13 protein-coding genes and 1 pseudogene are annotated in these 17,137 nt (G+C 69.0%); 5 read left to right on the forward strand and 9 right to left on the reverse strand.

The features are described 5' to 3' along the window. Positions 1-86: 86 nt before the first annotated feature. From AC3A6X_RS14690 to gtdA, 5 genes are read right to left on the reverse strand one after another with little or no spacing between them, the layout of a single operon-like run. Positions 87-1,082, reverse strand: coding sequence for a Bug family tripartite tricarboxylate transporter substrate binding protein (locus AC3A6X_RS14690; RefSeq protein WP_487842880.1), 996 nt, complete (start codon positions 1,080-1,082; stop codon positions 87-89). A 44-nt stretch (positions 1,083-1,126) separates the two neighbouring features. Further along, positions 1,127-2,347 carry a 3-hydroxybenzoate 6-monooxygenase gene (locus AC3A6X_RS14695; protein WP_487842881.1) on the reverse strand — a complete coding sequence of 407 codons (1,221 nt, stop codon included), beginning with the start codon at positions 2,345-2,347 and terminating at the stop codon, positions 1,127-1,129. Further along, the gene (gene maiA / locus AC3A6X_RS14700) at positions 2,344-2,988 is read right to left on the reverse strand and encodes a maleylacetoacetate isomerase (RefSeq protein WP_487842882.1); all 645 of its coding nucleotides are present in this window, start codon (positions 2,986-2,988) and stop codon (positions 2,344-2,346) included. Before maiA ends, AC3A6X_RS14695 begins: the two co-directional genes overlap by 4 nt. 14 nt (positions 2,989-3,002) lie before the next feature. Then, positions 3,003-3,707, reverse strand: a complete 705-nt coding sequence (locus tag AC3A6X_RS14705; protein WP_487842883.1) for a fumarylacetoacetate hydrolase family protein — start codon at positions 3,705-3,707, stop codon at positions 3,003-3,005. A gap of 39 nt (positions 3,708-3,746) precedes the next feature. Next, positions 3,747-4,826: a gentisate 1,2-dioxygenase gene (gtdA, locus tag AC3A6X_RS14710; RefSeq protein ID WP_487842884.1), complete on the reverse strand. Its 1,080-nt coding sequence runs from the start codon at positions 4,824-4,826 to the stop codon at positions 3,747-3,749. A gap of 149 nt (positions 4,827-4,975) precedes the next feature. Between gtdA and AC3A6X_RS14715 the strand changes: the two genes are divergently transcribed. The 4 genes from AC3A6X_RS14715 (at position 4,976) to AC3A6X_RS14730 (ending at position 9,442) form a co-directional block, all read left to right on the forward strand. Further along, a complete protein-coding gene (locus AC3A6X_RS14715; protein WP_487842885.1) occupies positions 4,976-5,899 on the forward strand; it encodes a LysR family transcriptional regulator in 924 nt (307 codons plus the stop codon). 197 nt (positions 5,900-6,096) lie between these two features. Further along, positions 6,097-7,116: an aromatic ring-hydroxylating dioxygenase subunit alpha gene (locus AC3A6X_RS14720; RefSeq protein ID WP_487842886.1), complete on the forward strand. Its 1,020-nt coding sequence runs from the start codon at positions 6,097-6,099 to the stop codon at positions 7,114-7,116. 48 nt (positions 7,117-7,164) lie between these two features. Next, on the forward strand, positions 7,165-8,373 hold the full coding sequence (locus AC3A6X_RS14725) for an ABC transporter substrate-binding protein (RefSeq protein WP_487842887.1): 1,209 nt from the start codon (positions 7,165-7,167) through the stop codon (positions 8,371-8,373). 7 nt (positions 8,374-8,380) lie between these two features. Next, positions 8,381-9,442: a xylose isomerase gene (locus AC3A6X_RS14730; RefSeq protein WP_487842888.1), complete on the forward strand. Its 1,062-nt coding sequence runs from the start codon at positions 8,381-8,383 to the stop codon at positions 9,440-9,442. On the opposite strand, the gene AC3A6X_RS14735 is transcribed toward AC3A6X_RS14730, so the two are convergent. After that, positions 9,443-10,234, reverse strand: coding sequence for a TetR/AcrR family transcriptional regulator (locus tag AC3A6X_RS14735; RefSeq protein ID WP_487842889.1), 792 nt, complete (start codon positions 10,232-10,234; stop codon positions 9,443-9,445). It abuts the gene before it with no gap. Positions 10,235-10,411: 177 nt separating this feature from the next. Here AC3A6X_RS14735 and AC3A6X_RS14740 point away from each other — a divergent pair, with 177 nt between their 5' ends. Further along, entirely contained in the window at positions 10,412-14,017 is a 3,606-nt protein-coding gene (locus tag AC3A6X_RS14740; RefSeq protein ID WP_487842890.1) for a hypothetical protein, read from the forward strand. Positions 14,018-14,029: 12 nt separating this feature from the next. Here the strand turns inward: AC3A6X_RS14740 and AC3A6X_RS14745 are convergent. The 3 genes and pseudogenes from AC3A6X_RS14745 to AC3A6X_RS14755 form a co-directional block, all read right to left on the reverse strand. Beyond that, positions 14,030-14,158 (reverse strand): annotated as a pseudogene (locus AC3A6X_RS14745) (Lrp/AsnC family transcriptional regulator); the annotation flags it as partial. A 22-nt stretch (positions 14,159-14,180) separates the two neighbouring features. Beyond that, complete coding sequence (locus AC3A6X_RS14750; protein WP_487842891.1) at positions 14,181-15,749, reverse strand: caspase family protein; 1,569 nt, start codon at positions 15,747-15,749, stop codon at positions 14,181-14,183. A 178-nt stretch (positions 15,750-15,927) separates the two neighbouring features. Further along, positions 15,928-17,016, reverse strand: coding sequence for a calcium-binding protein (locus tag AC3A6X_RS14755; protein ID WP_487842892.1), 1,089 nt, complete (start codon positions 17,014-17,016; stop codon positions 15,928-15,930). Positions 17,017-17,137 lie beyond the last annotated feature (121 nt).

Genomic DNA, 17,137 nt, shown 5'->3' on the forward strand with positions numbered 1-17,137 from the left:
GTGGTAGTAGCTGATGTACTGGAGCGCGGCGGCAACCGACTCGATCAGGTCGGTTTGCTGGATGATGGTCATGGCAGCTGCCGGGTTCAATCGAGACTGATATTGCCCCGGCGCACCAGGTTCTCGTAGAGCACCGCTCGCAGTTCGACCTGCCGGCGGATCTCCGGCGCCGACCAGTCGAGCACCTCGAAGGCGAAGGTGTCGAAGCGCGCGCGGATGTCGGGCTCGGCGATCGCCGTCGCGATATCCGCGTGAATGCGCTCGGCAATGGGGGCCGGCAGGCCCTTGGGTCCGACCAGCACGACGAACCCGTTCACATCCAGGTTCGGCGGACCGCCTGCCTCGGCCACCGTCGGCACCTCGGGCATCTGGGGCACGCGCTTCGGCGCCGCCACCGCGAGGTAGCGCAGCTTGCCGGTCTTGTAGATGCCCTGGCTCGACGGCAGCGTGCCGAAGGCCCACGGCACATCGCCGGCGCCCACGCTCGCGTAGAGCTGGGAGACCTCGCGGAAAGGTACGTGCTGCATGCGTATGCCGCTCAACAGCTCGAGCTGCTGCGCCCCCAGGTGCGCCGGGCTTCCGACGCCCCAGGATCCGTAACTCAGCACGCCCGGCTGCGCCTTCGCCGCAGCCACCAGGTCCGCCATGCTGCGCCACTTCGAATCGCTGGACACCGCCACGAAGAAAGGTGTCCGCAGGAGGGGGGCGATGGGATCGAAGTGCGCGAGCGGGACGAAGTTCTTCGACTTGTAGAGGTAGGGCAACGCGGCCATGTGCTCGCTGTCGAGTTGCAGCAGCGTGTAGCCGTCGGCCGGTGCGCGCTTGGCAGCATCGATCGCGATGAAGCCGGCGCCGCCCGGGCGGTTGTCGACCAGCACGCGCTGCTTCCATTGTCTGGACAGCTTGTCCGTCACCAGGCGCAGCACGGCGTCGGGGCCGCTGCCGGCCGCGAAAGGCGTGACGATGGTGACCGGCTTGGACGGATAGTCCTGCGCCTGGGCCGACGCACCCGTCGTCACTGCCAGGGAAAGAAGCACAAGCGCAGGGCGCATCAGGCGTGCGCGGAGGGAGGCGATGTTCATGGTCTTGTCTCGTATCGTCGTGGGTGAGGCAGGCGTTCAGGCAGTCAAGCTGCAGTCAGGCAGTCTTCAGGCTTCCAGGCGTAGATCCATTCGAGCGCGTCGTAGAAGCGCTGCGGCTTGCGGCCGGTCCAGAGGCTGTTGCGCACCAGGCGCTCGACGCCAGTGGCGTGGCAGAGGCGTCCGAATTCGCGCACCGACAGCACCACGCGCGCGGCGCGAGCGACCCGGGCGGATTCATAGCGACGGAAGGCGGCCGGCCAATCGACCGCGCCGTCCGGCAAGCGGCATTCCCTGGCCGCTGCCCCCAGCGTGACGGCATCCTCCAGCGCCATACAGGCGCCTTGGGCGAGGTACTGCATCATGGGATGCGCCGCATCGCCGAGCAGCGTGGCGTGGCCCTCGCTCCAGCGCGCCACCGGATCGCGATCGGCCGTGCTCCAGCGCCGCCAGCTGCGGGGCAGGCCGAGCAGGCGGCGCGGCCGGGCGTCGATGCCGCTGAAGTACGACATCACCTCGTCCTTGCTGCCTTCGGTCACGCCCCATTGTTCGGGCTCGCGGCTGTGGAAGGTGACGACGAGGTTGTATTGCTCGCCGCCGCGCAGCGGGTAGTGAACCAGGTGGCAATGGGGCCCGGCCCAGACCACGGGTGCGTTCCACTGCAGATCCTCCGGCATCTCGGCGGCGGGAACGACGGCGCGATACACCACGTGGCCCGAAACGCGCGGCACGTCGCCGACCAGCCGGTCGCGCACCACCGATTTCACGCCGTCGCAACCCACCAGTGCCGCACCGGTGAAGCGTTGCCCGGTGGCGGTGCGAACCTCGGCGCTGCCCTCGACGCGTTCGATCGACGCAATGCGCGTATCGACATGGATGCGCACCAGCGGATGGGCGCGGGCGGCGGCATGCAGCGCCGCATGCAGGTCAGCGCGGTGGCTGACCGCATAGGGATTGCCGAAGCGCGCAAGAAAATCCGCCCCGACCGGGATGGACGCGATCTCGCTGCAGTCGACTGCGTCCATCATCACCATGCGTTCGGTGAACACCGCCGCACGCCGAATCTGCTCGCCCACGCCAAGGGCTTCGAGCGCGGCAAAGGCATTGGGGCCGAGTTGCAGCCCGGCGCCGATCTCGCCGATCTCGGCGCTCTGCTCGAAAAGCTCCACGGGCAGGCCTTCGCGGGCCAGGGCCAGGGCGCAGGCCATGCCGCCGATGCCGCCGCCCGCGACCAACACGGGTGCCTGGGAGGAGTTCCGGGAAGTCATTCTGCATCCACCTGTGCGTTGGGTGCCGCCTTGCGGAACGCCTCGATCTGCATGAGGTGCGCGTCGATGCGCACGATGTTGGGAAAGGCCTCCATGGCGATGCCGAAGCGGCGTGCGTTGGCCACCTGCGGCACGAGGCAGCAGTCGGCAAAGCCGGGCTCGTCGCCGAAGCAGCAACGGCCGCTGTGGCCGTCGCGAGCGAGCCGTTCCTCCAGCGCCTTGAAGCCCGCCTCGATCCAGTGCGCGATCCAGGCCTGCTTCTGCGCCGCGGAAACACCGAGCGTGCCTTCCAGGTAGTGGAGCACGCGCAGGTTGTTGAGCGGATGGATCTCGCAGGCCACGTACGCGGCCAGCGCGCGGACCCAGGCGCGGTCGGCCGCTGCCGCCGGCAGCAGCGCGGGTGCCGGGAAGCGTTCCTCCAGGTACTCGAGGATGGCGAGCGACTGGGTCAGCAGCGCGTCCTCGGTCTTGAGCACCGGCACCAGCTGTTCGGGATTCATCGCGCGGAACTCTGCGCTCAGATGCTCCCCGCCGGCGCGACGCAGATGGATGGGAATCGTGTCGTAGTCCAGGCCTTTGAGTCCGAGTGCGATGCGCACGCGGAAGACGGCGGAACTGCGGAAGTAGCTGTAGAGCTGCATGGCTGCGTCCTTTCTCATGCGATGCGGACCGAGAGCGGGGCGAGGCCGTCGATGCTCAGTTGCAGTGTCTGTCCCGGAACGACTGCGCCGATGCCTTCGGGTGTTCCCGTGAAGATCAGGTCGCCGGGCTGCAGTGCGAACAACGCCGACAGCTTGGAGATGATCTCGTCGACCGTCCAGATCAGGTGGCCGATCGTGCTTTGCTGGCGTACCTGGCCGTCGACCTCCAGCACGATGGCTGCGTGGTCGATGGCTCCCGAGTCCTCCCGCAAGCTCAGCGGGCCGATCGGTGCCGAGAAATCGAATGCCTTGCCCACTTCCCAGGGCCGGCCCTTGTCGCGCGCCGCGATCTGCAGGTCCCGGCGCGTCATATCCAGGCCCGCGGCATAGCCGTAGATGTGCTGCGCGGCATCTTCCGCAGCAATGTTGCGGCCTCCCTTGCCGATGGCCACCACCAGCTCGGCTTCGTAGTGGTAGTCGGAGGTCAGGGGCGGGTAGGGCAGCTCGACCGTGGACCCCTGCCTCACCGGCACCACCGAGGCGTCGTCGTTGGGCTTGCAGAAGAAGAAGGGCGGCTCGCGAGCGGGGTCGAAACCCATCTCGCGGACATGGCCGGCGTAGTTGCGGCCGACGCAATAGACGCGGCGTACCGGGAACAGGTCGTCGGTGCCGGCAACCGGCAGGCCCACGATGGAGGAGGGGGGAATCACGAAGGACATGGATCTCGATGGTTGGATGTAAGGGCGAAGGAGCGGGGTTCAGGAGTCCAGCCACTGCGCGCGGTGGATGGCGACGGCTTCCTGCACCGGCCGGTCGGAGTAGCTGAAGAGCACCGCGTCTTCATCGGCCTCCAGCCGCAGCGTGGCCCAGGAGGGAACGACGAAGGTGTCCTTCGGCGCGAAGTGCAGGCGCTGGCCCGCGACCTCGGCGGTGCCGCTGCCTTCGACCACGCTGTACACCGCGCCGTCGGTCGCACGGGCGCCCTTGCCGCGGAATCCCTTGGGCAGCAGCTGGAGGCAGGTCGCGATGGTCGGGATCGGCGAGCCGCCGGTGAGCGGATGGACGTAGCGCAGCTTCCAGCCTTGCCATGCGTCGGGCGCTTCGAGCTTTTGCAGCGCGGCCAGGGCTTCGCGGCTGCGCGCATAGGGATAGCTGAAGATCGGCGAGCTGGCAGAGCGGTGGACGTGTCGCACCGGAACCATGTTGTGGCCATAGCGGGCAAAGCTGGTGCCTTCGGACCGGGTCACCGGGTGGCTGCGCTCCTCGCCGTTCTCCGCGAAGCCAGCGTCGAAGAAGCGCACGAGCGGAACGTCGAGACCGTCGAGCCAGATCACCGGCTCGGCTGCCTGGCCGGCTACACCCTCGTTCCCGTGGTCGTGCCAGGTCCAGGCCGGCGTGATGATGAAGTCGCCCGGGAACATCGTCGTGCGCTCGCCGTCGACCGCGGTGTAGGCGCCCTTGCCCTCGACGATGAAGCGCAGCGCCGACTGCACGTGGCGGTGCGACGGAGCGACCTCGCCGGGCATGATGAGCTGCAATCCCGCATACAGCGATTGCGTGATCGACGAGCGGCCTGCCAGGCCGGGATTCTCGAGGACGAGCACGCGCCGGACGGCTTCCTCGGCCGTGATGAGCGAGGCCGACTCCATCAGCAGCGGCTTGACGTCCGCGTAGCGCCAGATGGCGGGAATGCAGGGGGAGGCAGGCTCGCGCGGCACCAGGTTGTGCAGCTGTTCCCATAGGGGGAACAGGCCGAGCCTGCGGATGCGATCGTAGTAGTAGGCGCGCCGCCCGTCGCGATCGGGCGGAGCCGGGGTGTGGGATGCAACGGCACTCATGGGATCTGTCCTTCGCCCCGCACAACCGGCTGCGACGTGCGGCCGGTGTCGGGGTGAGCGCGATTCTTCGACTGTCGAACTATTTCATCAACAGCTTTGCGGGATACTGGATATCGAAAATTTCGATAACGAGAGACTAGGAGTGGACCATGGCATCGCTCGACCTCGAATGGGTGGCGGTCTTCGACGAGGTCTACAAGACCTCGAACGTGTCGCGCGCGGCGGAACGGCTCGACATCACCCAAGGTGCCGCGAGCACAGCGCTGAACCGGCTGCGGGCCTACTTCGACGACCAGCTGTTCAGCCGCACGCCGCGCGGCATGCTGCCCACGCCCCGCGCGCACGCGCTGTATCCGCTGCTGCGGGAGGTGCGGGAGGTGCGGGAGGGACTGGAGAAAGCGCGAACGGGACGCAGCACCTTCGTGCCGGCCCAAGCCGAGCGGACGTTCCGGATCTGCATGACGGACATCAGCGAGATCGTGCTGGTGCCGCCCTTGATGAACCACCTGCGGCTCGCCGCGCCGCGCGTGGCCATCGAAGTCGAGAAGATTTCGCCCGAGAGCCCCCGGCGACTCGAGGACGGGGACGTCGATCTCGCGGTCGGTTTCATGCCGCAGCTGGAAGCGGGCTTCTACCAGCAGGTTCTTTTTTCCCAGAGCTTCGTCTGCGTGGCGGCGGCTGCGCATCCGCGCATCGGCCGCCGTCTGACGAAGGCAGCCTTCGACCGCGAGCAGCACGTCGCCGTCACGGCATCGGGCACCGGCCATTCCATCGTGGACAAGCTGCTGGCACGGGCCAAGGTCACGCGCCGCATCGCACTGCGCATGCCGAGCTTCCTCGGGGTGGCGAGCATCGTGGCGGAAACGGAGCTGCTCGCCACCGTTCCGTCTCACTATGCGACGGTGATGAAGCGCCGCGAAGCCATACGAATCCTGGCGATGCCGCACGCGCTTCCGAAGTACGACGTCAAGCAACACTGGCACGAGCGCTTCCATTCCGATCCCGGGAATGCGTGGCTTCGGCGCACCGTCGCCGAACTCATGACGCTCGGAAGCGGCCTGACACGTCGCTGACATGGGCGATTGATGTTTGGCCGGCCGCTTGGCACTCGGGAGGTGCGGTGCCGCTTCCCGGTGCAAACCCGGGGAACAAAAGCACCGAAATTAAGTATCCTCTACATTAATTTGTAGAAGTTGCTTACTTAACTGACGGCACGCTTTCTGCAACGCCCCGCGTCGTGCAAGCCGCCGCCCCACCACGAGGAAAGTCCATGACCGCCTACGCCTACAACGCCTGGTACCCGCTCGCCTGGTCGCGGGACATCGGACGCGAGATCGTCGCGCGCCGCGTGCTCGAGGAGGACCTCGCGGTCTACCGCACGGAGGAGGGCGCCGTCGCCGCACTCGAGGACGCCTGCCCGCACCGGCTGGCGCCGCTGACCATCGGCCGGCTCCAGGGCAATGCCATCCAGTGTGGTTACCACGGGCTCACCTTCGACTGCAGCGGCCGCTGCGTGCATGCGCCGGGCATGCCGCGCGTGCCGGAGAGTTTTCGCGTGCGCAGCTTTCCCACGGCCGAAAGCATGGGCATGGCCTGGGTGTGGATGGGCGATGCCGAGAAGGCCGACCGCAGCCAGGTGTTCCGCCTGCCGCAGTACGACGACCCCGCCTACAGCGTGGTCGAGGGCGACGCGCTGCTCGTGCAGGCCAACTACCTGAGCCTGGCGGACAACCTCTGCGACCCGACCCACGTGGTCTACGTACACCAGACCACCCTGGCGAGCGCCGGCCGCGAGGAGACGCGCGTGCAGCACGAGCGCCAGGGCAACAAGGTCGTGACCTGGCGCTGGGTGATCGACGGCCCGCTGATCCCGATCTTCGAAGGCCTCAAGGACTTCGGGGGCAATGTGGACCGCTGGCACTACTACCACTACCACGCGCCCAGCATCGCGGTGATCGACTTCGGCTCCGCCCGCACCGGCACCGGTGCGCCCGAGGGCAACCGGGACGACTGCATCCAGATGTACGCCTGCCACTTCATCACGCCCATCGACCAGCGCAGCTGCATCCAGCACTGGCTGTGCCTGAAGAACTCGCCGGCCGACCCGACGATCGACGAGCGCCTGCGCAGCAACCTGCGCATGGCCTTCCAGGAGGACAAGCGCATGCTCGAGGCGATCCAGCGCAACGAGGACAAGCCGCGCCAGTGGCACCGCATCAACCTCGGCCTCGACGGCTCGTCCATCAAGATGCGACGCATCGTCGAGGAGATGGCCGCCGGCAACGGCTGAGCCTGCTTCCCTTCCGCTTCCAGCCCATCCGCCAGAAAGGACTCCGCCATGACCCTCACGCTTTCCACGTCCGCCCGCCTGCTGGCGGCCAGCCTCTGCCTCGTGGGCGCGCACGCCGCCGCGCAGGGCACGATCAAGATCGGCGAGATCAACAGCTACAAGGCCCTGCCGCAAAACCTCGTGCCCTACAAGCAGGGCTGGCTGCTGGCGCAGGAAGAAGTCAATGCCGCGGGCGGCGTGCTGGGCGGCCGCAAGCTGGAGACCGTGTTCCGCGACGACAACGGCAATCCCGGCGACGCGGTGCGCATGGCCGAGGAGCTGCTCGCGCGCGAGAAGGTCGACATTCTCTCGGGCGTGACGCTCTCGCACGTCGGGCTGGCGCTGACCGACTTCGCCAAGCAGAAGAAGACCTTCTTCCTCGCCTCGGGCCCCCTGAGCGACAAGGTGGTGTGGGACAACGGCAACCGCTACACCTACCGCCTGCGCTCCGGCACCTATGCGCTCTCCGCCTCGGTGATCAGCGAGGCCGTCAAGCTGAAGAAGAAGCGCTGGGCGCTGGTCTACCCCAACTACGAGTACGGCCAGGCCGCGGTGGCGGCCTTCAAGGAGAACATGAAGAAGGCGCAGCCCGACGTCGAGTTCGTGGCCGAGCAGTCGCCGCCGCTCGGCAAGATCGACGCCGGCGCCGTGGTGCAGGCGCTGGCCGATGCCAAGCCCGATGCGATCTTCAACGTGATGTTCGGCAGCGACCTGACCAAGCTCGCGCGCGAGGGCAAGACCCGCGGCCTGTTCGAGGGGCGCGAGGTGGTGAGCCTGCTGACGGGTGAACCCGAGTACCTCGACCCGCTGAAGGACGATGCGCCCGCCAACTGGATCGTCACCGGCTATCCCTACGCCAGCATCGACACGCCCGAGCACAAGGCCTTCCTGGCCGCCTACCAGAAGAAGTACAACGACTATCCGCGCCTGAACTCGGTGGTGGGCTACGCCACGGTGAAGGCGATCGCCGCGGGCATTCAGAAGGCCGGCTCGACCGACACCGAGAAGCTGATCGCGGCCTTCAAGGGCCTGCAGTTCGACTCGCCCTTCGGCCCGGTGGTGTTCCGGCCGCAGGACAACCAGTCGACGCTCGGCATCTTCGTCGGCCGCACCGCGGTGAAGGACGGCAAGGGCGTGATGCCCTCGGGCACCTACCTCGACGGCGCAAAGCTGCAGCCGGCCGAGGAGCAGATCCGCAAGCTGCGCAATCCTTCGTGAGCGCGGCATGAGCTCGACGCTTCCGCCCATCGGCTGCAACGGCCGCGGCGCGCAGGCCTCTTCGCTGGAGCGGCCGGTGTCGCTGGCCGAGCCGCCCATCGAGGAGCAGTTCCGCCTGGTGCGCGAGAGCGGCGCCTTCGACTGCTTCGACCGCCTGCCGATGCCCGGCCAGGTCGATACCTATCTGCGCTGCATCGAGCGCTTCGGCCTGCCGGTGCACACCGCGAGCTGGTTCTATGCGCTCGGGCGCGACGAGGCGCTTCTGTCCGAGAAGCTGCGCCTGGCCGCCGAGGTCGGCGCCCGCACCCACAACATCATGCTGCACTGGCACGATGCGACGGGCCGGCCCATCGGCAACGACGAGGTGGCGGACTTCTACCTGCGCGCCTACGACGAGGGCATGGCCCGCGGCGTCGAGCCGGCCTTCGAGCTGCACGTCAACATGTGGAGCGAGGACCCGCGGCGCGTCGCGCCGGTGGCCGAGGCCGTGCGCCGGCGCGGCGTTCCCTTCCACTTCACGCTGGACTACAGCCATGGGATCTTCAAGATCGGCAACGCGCAGGAACTGGCGATCTGCGGACTGACGGAAGACGTCGCTTCGGGCCGCGCGGTGCTCGACCCCTTCCAGCCCGGCAACTTCGTCGACCAATGGCTCGACATGGGCATCGTGCGCTGGCTGCAGGTGCGCAGCGTGGCGCCGAACGGCCCGCGCAACGCCTGGTCGCTGGGCGATTCGGGAGAGGCGGTCGCGGCCGTGCCCGAGCATTCGATCTTCCCGTACGCCAAGGGCGAGCCGGGCCGCGGCATCCTTTATCCCTTCACCGAGCCGGCGCCCGGCGAGTGGCATTCGCCGTGGGACGCGGGTGCGCTGGCCTGCACGCGCGAGGTGGTGCGCAAGGTGCTGGCCTACCACCGCACTCACGAAGACTCGCCGCTGCGCTGGATCACCACCGAGATGATCAACCTGCCCGACTACGCGCACAACGCGCGCTTCTCGCTGATCGGCCAGAACGCGGCGATCGCGTGCTTCGTGCGCGAGCAGTGGGCCGCACTGGCGGGCCCGGCTTGATCAATTCTTCTTGACGGCCGCCTTGCGACGCGGCTTGGTCGCGGCCTGCGGCCCGGCCGTGTCGGCCGCCTCGTCGCGCACCGCGAGCATGCCAAGCACCACATCGCCGATGTGCGCGCGCCAGGCCGCGCGCCGCCGCGGGCTCATCAGGTCCGCGCCGATCCAGGTGGCGCAGGTGTACTGGTTCGAGAGATAGAAGAAGCCGAGCGACATGATGGTCATGAGCACATGCTCGGACGACAGGTCGCGGCGGAACACGCCCCGCGCCTGCCCGCTCTCCAGCAGGGTCGCGACCGTCTGCACCAGCGGCAGCGTGGTGCGCTCCACCACCTGCGGCGCCTGGCGGATGTGCTTGCCGCGCAGCAGGTTCTCGTTCATCAGCAGCCGCACCAGGTTCGGATGCGAGAGGTAGTGGTCCCACGAGTGCTGCACCAGCTGGCGCATGCCCTCCACCGGATCCTCGGGCGTCACGAACTCGCGCTGTGCGCCGATCATGTCCTCGTAGATCTTCGCCAGCACCGCCTGGTAGAGGCGCTCCTTGTTGCCGTAGTAGTAGTACAGCATGCGGTCCACCGTACCGGCCGCGGCGCTGACGCGCTCGATGCGCGCGCCGGCGAAGCCATGCTCCGCGAACTCCTCGACGGCTGCGTCGAGGATGCGGGTCTCCAGCAGGTCCGTGCGCTCGCGCCGCAGGCGCCGCCGCGTGGGGCCGCCTTCCGCGATCGGCGCAGGCTCGTCCGCGCGTGCCGCAGGGCGGCCGGTGCGGGGGGCGGAAGGGGATCGTTCAGGCACGTGAATGCGCTCCTTGTCGTTCGAGGCCGGGCGGCGGATTGGTGATGCATTCTCTCGCATGGCCGTCGACGCATGGCCCGGTCCGACCCTGGTGCATGAACGTGCCGCCTCCCTTGATCGAAGGATTCCAGCCCCAGGGCTTTGCGCTCAGAATCCGCCAAAACAGCGAGGTGCGAGATGAGCGGTGCAGTGGCGGGAACGATCGACCGGCTTCGCGCGCATGTTCCAGGCTTCGTCGACGTGCGTGCGCGCAGGGTGGGCGAGGGCCTGGCCTTCGTCTTCGGCAGTGCGCGCATCCTGGGCGTGGCCCTGGTCAGCGCCGGGATGATCATGCTGCTGCTGCGCTCCATGCTCTACGTCCGCACGGGCTGGGGCGTGGAGGACTTCATGGGCTGGGCCGACGAGGGTGCCGCGGGCCCGTCGGCGGCGCTGCTGGAACTGTGGCGCCACTGCCAGGTCCTCTGGCTCGCCAGGCTCTACATGGCGCTCGACAGCATCGCCTTCGTCCCGATCTACGCGGCGTTCTTCCTCAAGACCGGCCGGGTCCTGGCCGAGGCGCTGGACAACGACACCGGCCGGCCGACGCCCGCAGGGCGACGCTGGTTCGCCGTGTTCTGGGTGCCCGTGCTGATGCTGGTGGCCGTCGACCTGCTGGAGAACCTGGCGGGGGTGTCGCGCACGGGCGGCTGGGGCGTGCTGATGGGGTCCATCGCGCTCGGCATGGGCGTGGCCGGGGTGCTGGGCCTGGCGGCCCTCGAGGACTGGAAGATTCCTGCGCACCGCGGGGCCCTGGTGGTCGGCCTGCTCCTTCTCGTGTCGCTGCTGGCAGGGATGCTCTTCTGGACGCAGGCCTGCGCGGGCGTCGACGGCGCGAGCTGGCGCGGGCGGGTCGGCTGCGCGGCGCACCACTCGAAGTCCTGGCTGATCGTCGCCGTCCTCGTCGTGCTGGCCGCGGGCGGGATCTGCTGGCTCTTCGGGGTCGTGCTCTCGACGCACGTCGGCGTGGCCGGCAACCCCGAGCGTGCCCTGCGGCGCGCCGACCTGCGCGCCGCCATCTTCGACTGCCTGGTGCGCAGCCGCTATGTGCTGGCCGCGCTGGCGCTGCTGGCCGGGCTCACGGTGGTCATGGACCAGTCGCGCGACGTCATCGCCTCCACGGCTTCCTTCGTGCCTCGCTTCTTCACGATGATCCAGGTCGACTGGGGCGGCGCGCCGGCGCCCGTGCCGGGCACGCCGATCGACTGGTCCGGCGTGCTGTGGCTGCTGTGCGGATCGGGCATGGTCTTCGGCCTTTCCATCTTCGGGCTGGCGCTGCTGGTGTTCGCCTGCTGGCTGTGGACGCGCAGCGTCTGCCATCTGCGCTCGGCGGGCCAGCGTCCCGCCGTCGTCGGCTTCGAGCCTGCGCACGACGGGAACCGGCACGAGGACGTCTTCGCCCGCGACTGGGCCCGCGTGCTCGCCCTGGTGCCGGTGCTGCTGGTGGTGCTGCTGTGCGGCAATGTGCTGCAGGACCTCGCCAAGGCCCAGACCGGCACGGGCACGCATGCCGGCGCCGGCGCCGGCTGGCTCGCCTGCCTGCTGCCGAGCGTGGGCGTGGTGGCCTTCGCGGTGCTGGCCGTGTTCGTGGGCGGCCGCTTCATCTGGCGGCGCGGCGAACGCGCCTCGACCGGCGGCTATTACGACTGCATCGACTGGAAGGAGTGGAGCACGCGCGCCGGCCTGATGGACGCCACGGCGCACGCGAGCGCTGCCCAGGGCGCGCGTCCCGCCGACCTCAAATACCACTTCTTCGGCAGGATCACGCCCTACCTGCTGCCGATGGTGGCGCTCGGTTTCGTCTTCTTCTGCCGCTGGGTCGACGTGCTGCCGGGCCGCACCGGCGACTACTTCCCCTCGATGGCCTTCCCGGTCATCCTGCTGTCGCTCACCTTCTGGCTCTGCTTCTTCGGCTGGCTCTCGCTGCTGGAGGTCCATGGCGCCGTGCCCTGGGTGCTGGTGCTGTTCGTCTGGGTCGGCGTGCTCGGCCTGGCCGGCCTCACCGACAACCACATCGTCTGGTCGGGCCCGCTGGAGGGCGAGTACAGCGCCTGGGGCGGCATGCGGATGCTGGCCTGCAGCGCGGTGCTCGGCGTCGTCATCGTGGTGGCCTACCGCTGGGCGATGGAGCGGGTGCGGCATCCCGGCAGCGGCGCGTCGCTGAAGGTCTACTGGCCCCTGATGCTCGTGGTGCCGGCGCTGACGATCGCCATCATGGTGGTGGGCAACTATTTCGCCACGGCGCGGCGGCCGCAGACACCGCCGCCCTCGGCACAGGCTGCCGCCCCTGCGGTGCCGCTCGAGGCCGCGCTGGCCGGCTGGCTTCGCACGATCTGCCATGCACCCGACGACAAGAGCGCGTGCGCGCCGCAGCTGCCGGCGCATCCTCGGGCCACGGGCGGGTGGGACGTGTACTTCGTGTCGAGCGAGGGCGGCGGCATCCGCGCCGCGATGTGGACCGCCTTCGCGCTGCATCGGCTCGAGGCGGAGGACCCGGGCTTCGCGCAGCGCACCTTCGCGATCTCGGGCGTGTCCGGCGGGGCCGTGGGAGCGGCCGTCTACCGCGCCTGCAGCGCGGGCACGCAGGCCAAGGAGCGCGAGGCCTGCATCCGGCGCTTCGCGCAGACGGACCTGCTGTCGCCGCTCCTGTCCTCCTGGATGTTCGAGGACCTGCTGGGCCGCCTGGTGCCCAGCGGCCTGTGCGCCACGCCGGGCTGCGGCTTCATGTCGCGCGGCGCCTGGTTCGAGCAGTCGATGGAGGTGGGCGCGCCGCGGCTGCGCCGGGGCATGCGCGAACTGCGCAGCCTCGACACCGGCGGCGCGAACGGCAGCAGGCATGTGCCGTACCTGCTGCTGAATGCCACCTGGGTGGAAACCGGCGAGCGCGCCATCGCGACCGAGCTGGTCGTGTCGCCGGCCGACTTCCCCGGCAGCAAGGACCAGCTGGGCCTGGTGGGCGCGGACATGCCGCTGGGCGCCGCCGCGCACAACGCGGCGCGCTTTCCCTACGTGAACGCCATCGGCGGCCTGAAGACGCCGGCCGACCTGTGCGACCGCCGCGGCGCCGCGGCGTCCGGCAAGAAAGGCCCGGACGCAGAGATCAAGATCTGCGGGCACCTGGCGGACGGCGGCTACTTCGACAACGGCGGTGCGCAGTCGACCACGGACCTGGTGCGTGCCTTCGTCACCTGCCTGGCGGCGCGCGAAGTCAAGGCCGATGCGCCGATGACCGAATGCGGGAAGCTGCCGGAGGTCCAGCGCACCTGGCTGCGCGAGAACCTGGTGCCCCGCGTGCTGATGATCCGCAACGAGTCCGACCCCGGCGCCGCCACCCAGGAACGCTGCGGCGAGATCACCCGGCCCAGCCGTGCGGACGTGATCCCGATCGTCGACAACGCCTGCACCACGCCCATCGGCAAGCGCTACCAGCCCGCGCGGCCCCTGTGCGCCGAGGGCAAGGTGCCGTACCTGGACCTGATCGGGCCGCTGCTGGCCGTCATCAACACCAGCGGGGTGGGCGCCGCCGGCCGCCTGGCCGAGGCGCGCGAGGCCGATGCCATCCTGCAGGCCCGCATCGCGATGCGCGGCAAGGCCGCAGCCGCGACCGTCGAGCCGGTGACGGCCGTCGACCTGCTGCCCAAGAACGTGCATTTCCCGCTCGGCTGGCACCTGTCGCTCTCCGGCGTGGACGACATGAGCGCGCAGGCCGCGAACTGCCGGATCCTCCCGGCTGCGGACAAGCCCTGAGTTCGGAGGCCTTCAGCGCGCGGCCGCGAAGCCGAGCGGCGGCGGGCGCCTGCGCACCACCTGCGCCTTCACTACCGAGGTGTTGGTCTCGGCCTGGTCCGCGATCCGGTCCAGCACCCGGTCCAACTGCTCGATGCTTCGCGGACTTCGATGAGGCGCCCGCTCACTGGATCCGGACGACCTCGGCCTGGGGCCGTGCCTGCGGCTCCAGGCTGGAGCTGCGCATGAGCTTCTCGCCCTCGCGGTAGAAGTACCAGCAGCCGTCGTCGGGGTTGCGCGCATCGGAGAGCCGGCTCGGCGGCGCCGGGTTGAACTTCGCGCACAGGGCGCCGTCGTCCTTCAGCTCCCAGCGGCCCGAGCCGTTGACCGAGACGCTGGTGACGCTCTGGCTGTTGAAGAAGACCCTGCCGCCGTCGCGCAGGTCGAAGCGAATCAGGCTGCCGGCCGCAGTCTCCTTCAGGGTGTGGGTCTTGCCGACGAGGAGCTGCTGCAGCTCGTTGCGGTCGAGGAACTTGCGCGATGCGGAGGAGGGCTGCGCGGGGGAGGGCGTCGGCGGGGGCGGGGACGGCGTCAGGGCTGCCACGGGCGCCTGCGACGGCGACTGCGTCTGCGTCTGCGTCTGCGGCGGGGCCGACGGCGATGGCCGCGGCGCGGGCTGCACCACCGCGGGCGCCGCCGCCGGGGGCTGCACCGTCGGCGGTGGCGCTGCCGAGGACGGTGCTGCCGCGACCTGGGTATCGCTCTCGCGCCGCGCCTGCGCGAGCAAACTGTCGATGTCCTTCGGCCTGGCATCGCGGCCCGCGGGCGCGGGTGCCTGTGCCGGCGCTTGGGCCTGCGCCGAGGGCGCAGCCGGCGTGCCGGACGGCGGCGCGGATGCGGCCGCCGGGTTCTCGGTCGCCGGCCGCCGGGCCGTCGGGTTGAAGCTGAAGTTGGAGGTCAGCGAGGTGTTCACCCAAGGCAGCTGGCGCTGTCGTGTGTCGTTCAGCACCCGCACGCGCACGTTCTTGAACATCTGCTCGACTTCCAGGCCGGGAACCATGATTTCGTCGGCCAGGTTGCGGGTGTAGATGCTGTTGCGGCCGGCCGGGCCGTCCTCGGCCGGCGCGCCGGGCGCCGAGGCAAAGGCGATCAGCGTGCCGCGCGCGCCCATCTCGGCCAGTCCGCCGGCGGAGCGGACATTGCGCGTCTTCGCCGCGAACGGGTTGTCGCGGCAGGCGTCGAGGATCACGATGCGGGGGTAGGAGCCCACCTTGTCGATCTTGCTGAGGAACAGCTCCTCGATGTCGACCGACTCGTCCTTCACCTCCTCCTGGTCGCGCAGGTTGATGTCCACCGGCAGCAGGTAGTTGCGCCCGTCGATCTGCACGCCGTGGCCCGCGTAGTACAGCACCGCGATGGCATCGTCCTGCTGGACCATGCGCGCGAATTCGCGCAGCGCCCGCCTGAACTGCAGCACGCCGACGTTGAGCTGCAGGTTGACGTCGAAGCCCAGCTTGCGCAGGTTGCCGGCGATCAGGCGCGCGTCGTTCACGGGGTTGTCGAGGGGGACCTTGGGGTATTGGCTGTTACCGACCACCAGGGCGATGCGCTTTTCCGGGGGGCGGTCCTGGGCGTGAGCGGGCAGGACCACAAGCTGCAGCGCCGAGGCGAGCGCGAGCAACAGCATCCAGCAGAGCCGGGTAACGAGCGGAGTCATCGAGCCGAAGCTGTGTACCTTGCATCGGGCATTCATGGCGCGGACTATCTACCTGCGCCGCTCGGATCGCAATGCGTATTTGCGGGGCGAACATGGCTGGGTGCCGGGCAGCCGCTGGATGCGCAGCGCCAGGCGAAGCCGGTAGCGCGAGCGCGAGGGAAGAAGCGCCCTCCCTCGAAGGGGGGGGAGCGCTCCGCCGGACGCCGCTTGGTGGCTATTTCCAGCTGGTGGCGAGCAGCGGTGCCAGGCTGTCCTGGTAGTTCGGCGTCAGGGTCGTCTGGCCGGGCGGCGGGGGCGCGAAGCTGGCCATGGCCTGCACCAGGTTCTGCACCTGGGTATCGATCAGCACATGGCCATCGCTGGTTCTGAACTCCTCGACGTGGTAGGTGCTGCCCGCGTACCAGTTGTTGAGGGTGAGCTTGTCGTTGGTGCCGATGATGCTCAACTCCAGGTCGTTGCCGGATTGGCGGAACCAGAGCTGGTCCATCGAGACATTCGGGCCGAATGCCACCACATCGGTATTGCCTGGCGTCGTGTCCACGTCGACGATCCGGTCTTGCCCATCGCCACGCCCGAACTGGTAGGTGTCGTTGCCCGAGCCATCGTAGTTGCCGTCCCAGGTGTCGTAGCGGCCGCCGGCCAGGATGTCGTTGCCCGCGCCGCCGTGCAGGGTGTCGTCGCCGGTTCCGCCCTGCAGGATGTCGTTGCCCGCATCCCCGTGGAGCGTGTCGCTGCCGCCATCGCCGGCAAGGCTGTCATCGCCCGCGCCGGCGTTGAGACGATCGTTGCCGTCGCGCCCCGACATCGCGTCATTGCCTTCGCCGCCGCTGAGGGTGTCCGCGCTGGCATAGCCCGTGAGGGTGTCGTTGCCTGCGCCTCCGTTCAGCGCCTTGGCCTTGACGGCCTCCACGTTCCACACGACCTCGGGCGCATCGCTGAAGCGGATTTCCTCGACCGCCCAGCCGCCTGCGGCGTCGGCGGTGAAGTAGCTGTCGATCTGGATCTGGTCATTGGTGCCGAGGATCTTCAGCAGCAGGTGATCGCCCGCCCGCACGGCCTGCACATCGGCCTCCGAGATGCCCGGCTTGAACACGATCTTGTCGAGGTTGCCAGCGCTGGTGTCCTTGTCGAGGATGCGGTCCTGACCGTCGCCTCGGCCGAACTGGTAGGTGTCATTGCCCCAGCCGTCGTAGTAGCCGTTCCAGGTGTCGTAGCGGCCTCCGGCCAGGATGTCGTTGCCCGCGCCGCCATGCAGGGTGTCGTCGCCGGCACCGCCCTGCAGGGTGTGAGCGCATGCCCGCAAGGGCCTAGCGGGGCGACAGGGCGAGTGCGCAAGATCACGTCGCGCTCATCGGGGAGAGTGCATCTCGGCGGCCAAGGTAATGAGCATTTCAATTCACCAATGTGTCCGCCGACAAGAAATC

It is taken from the genome of Variovorax sp. Soil_C_12 (assembly GCF_057657375.1).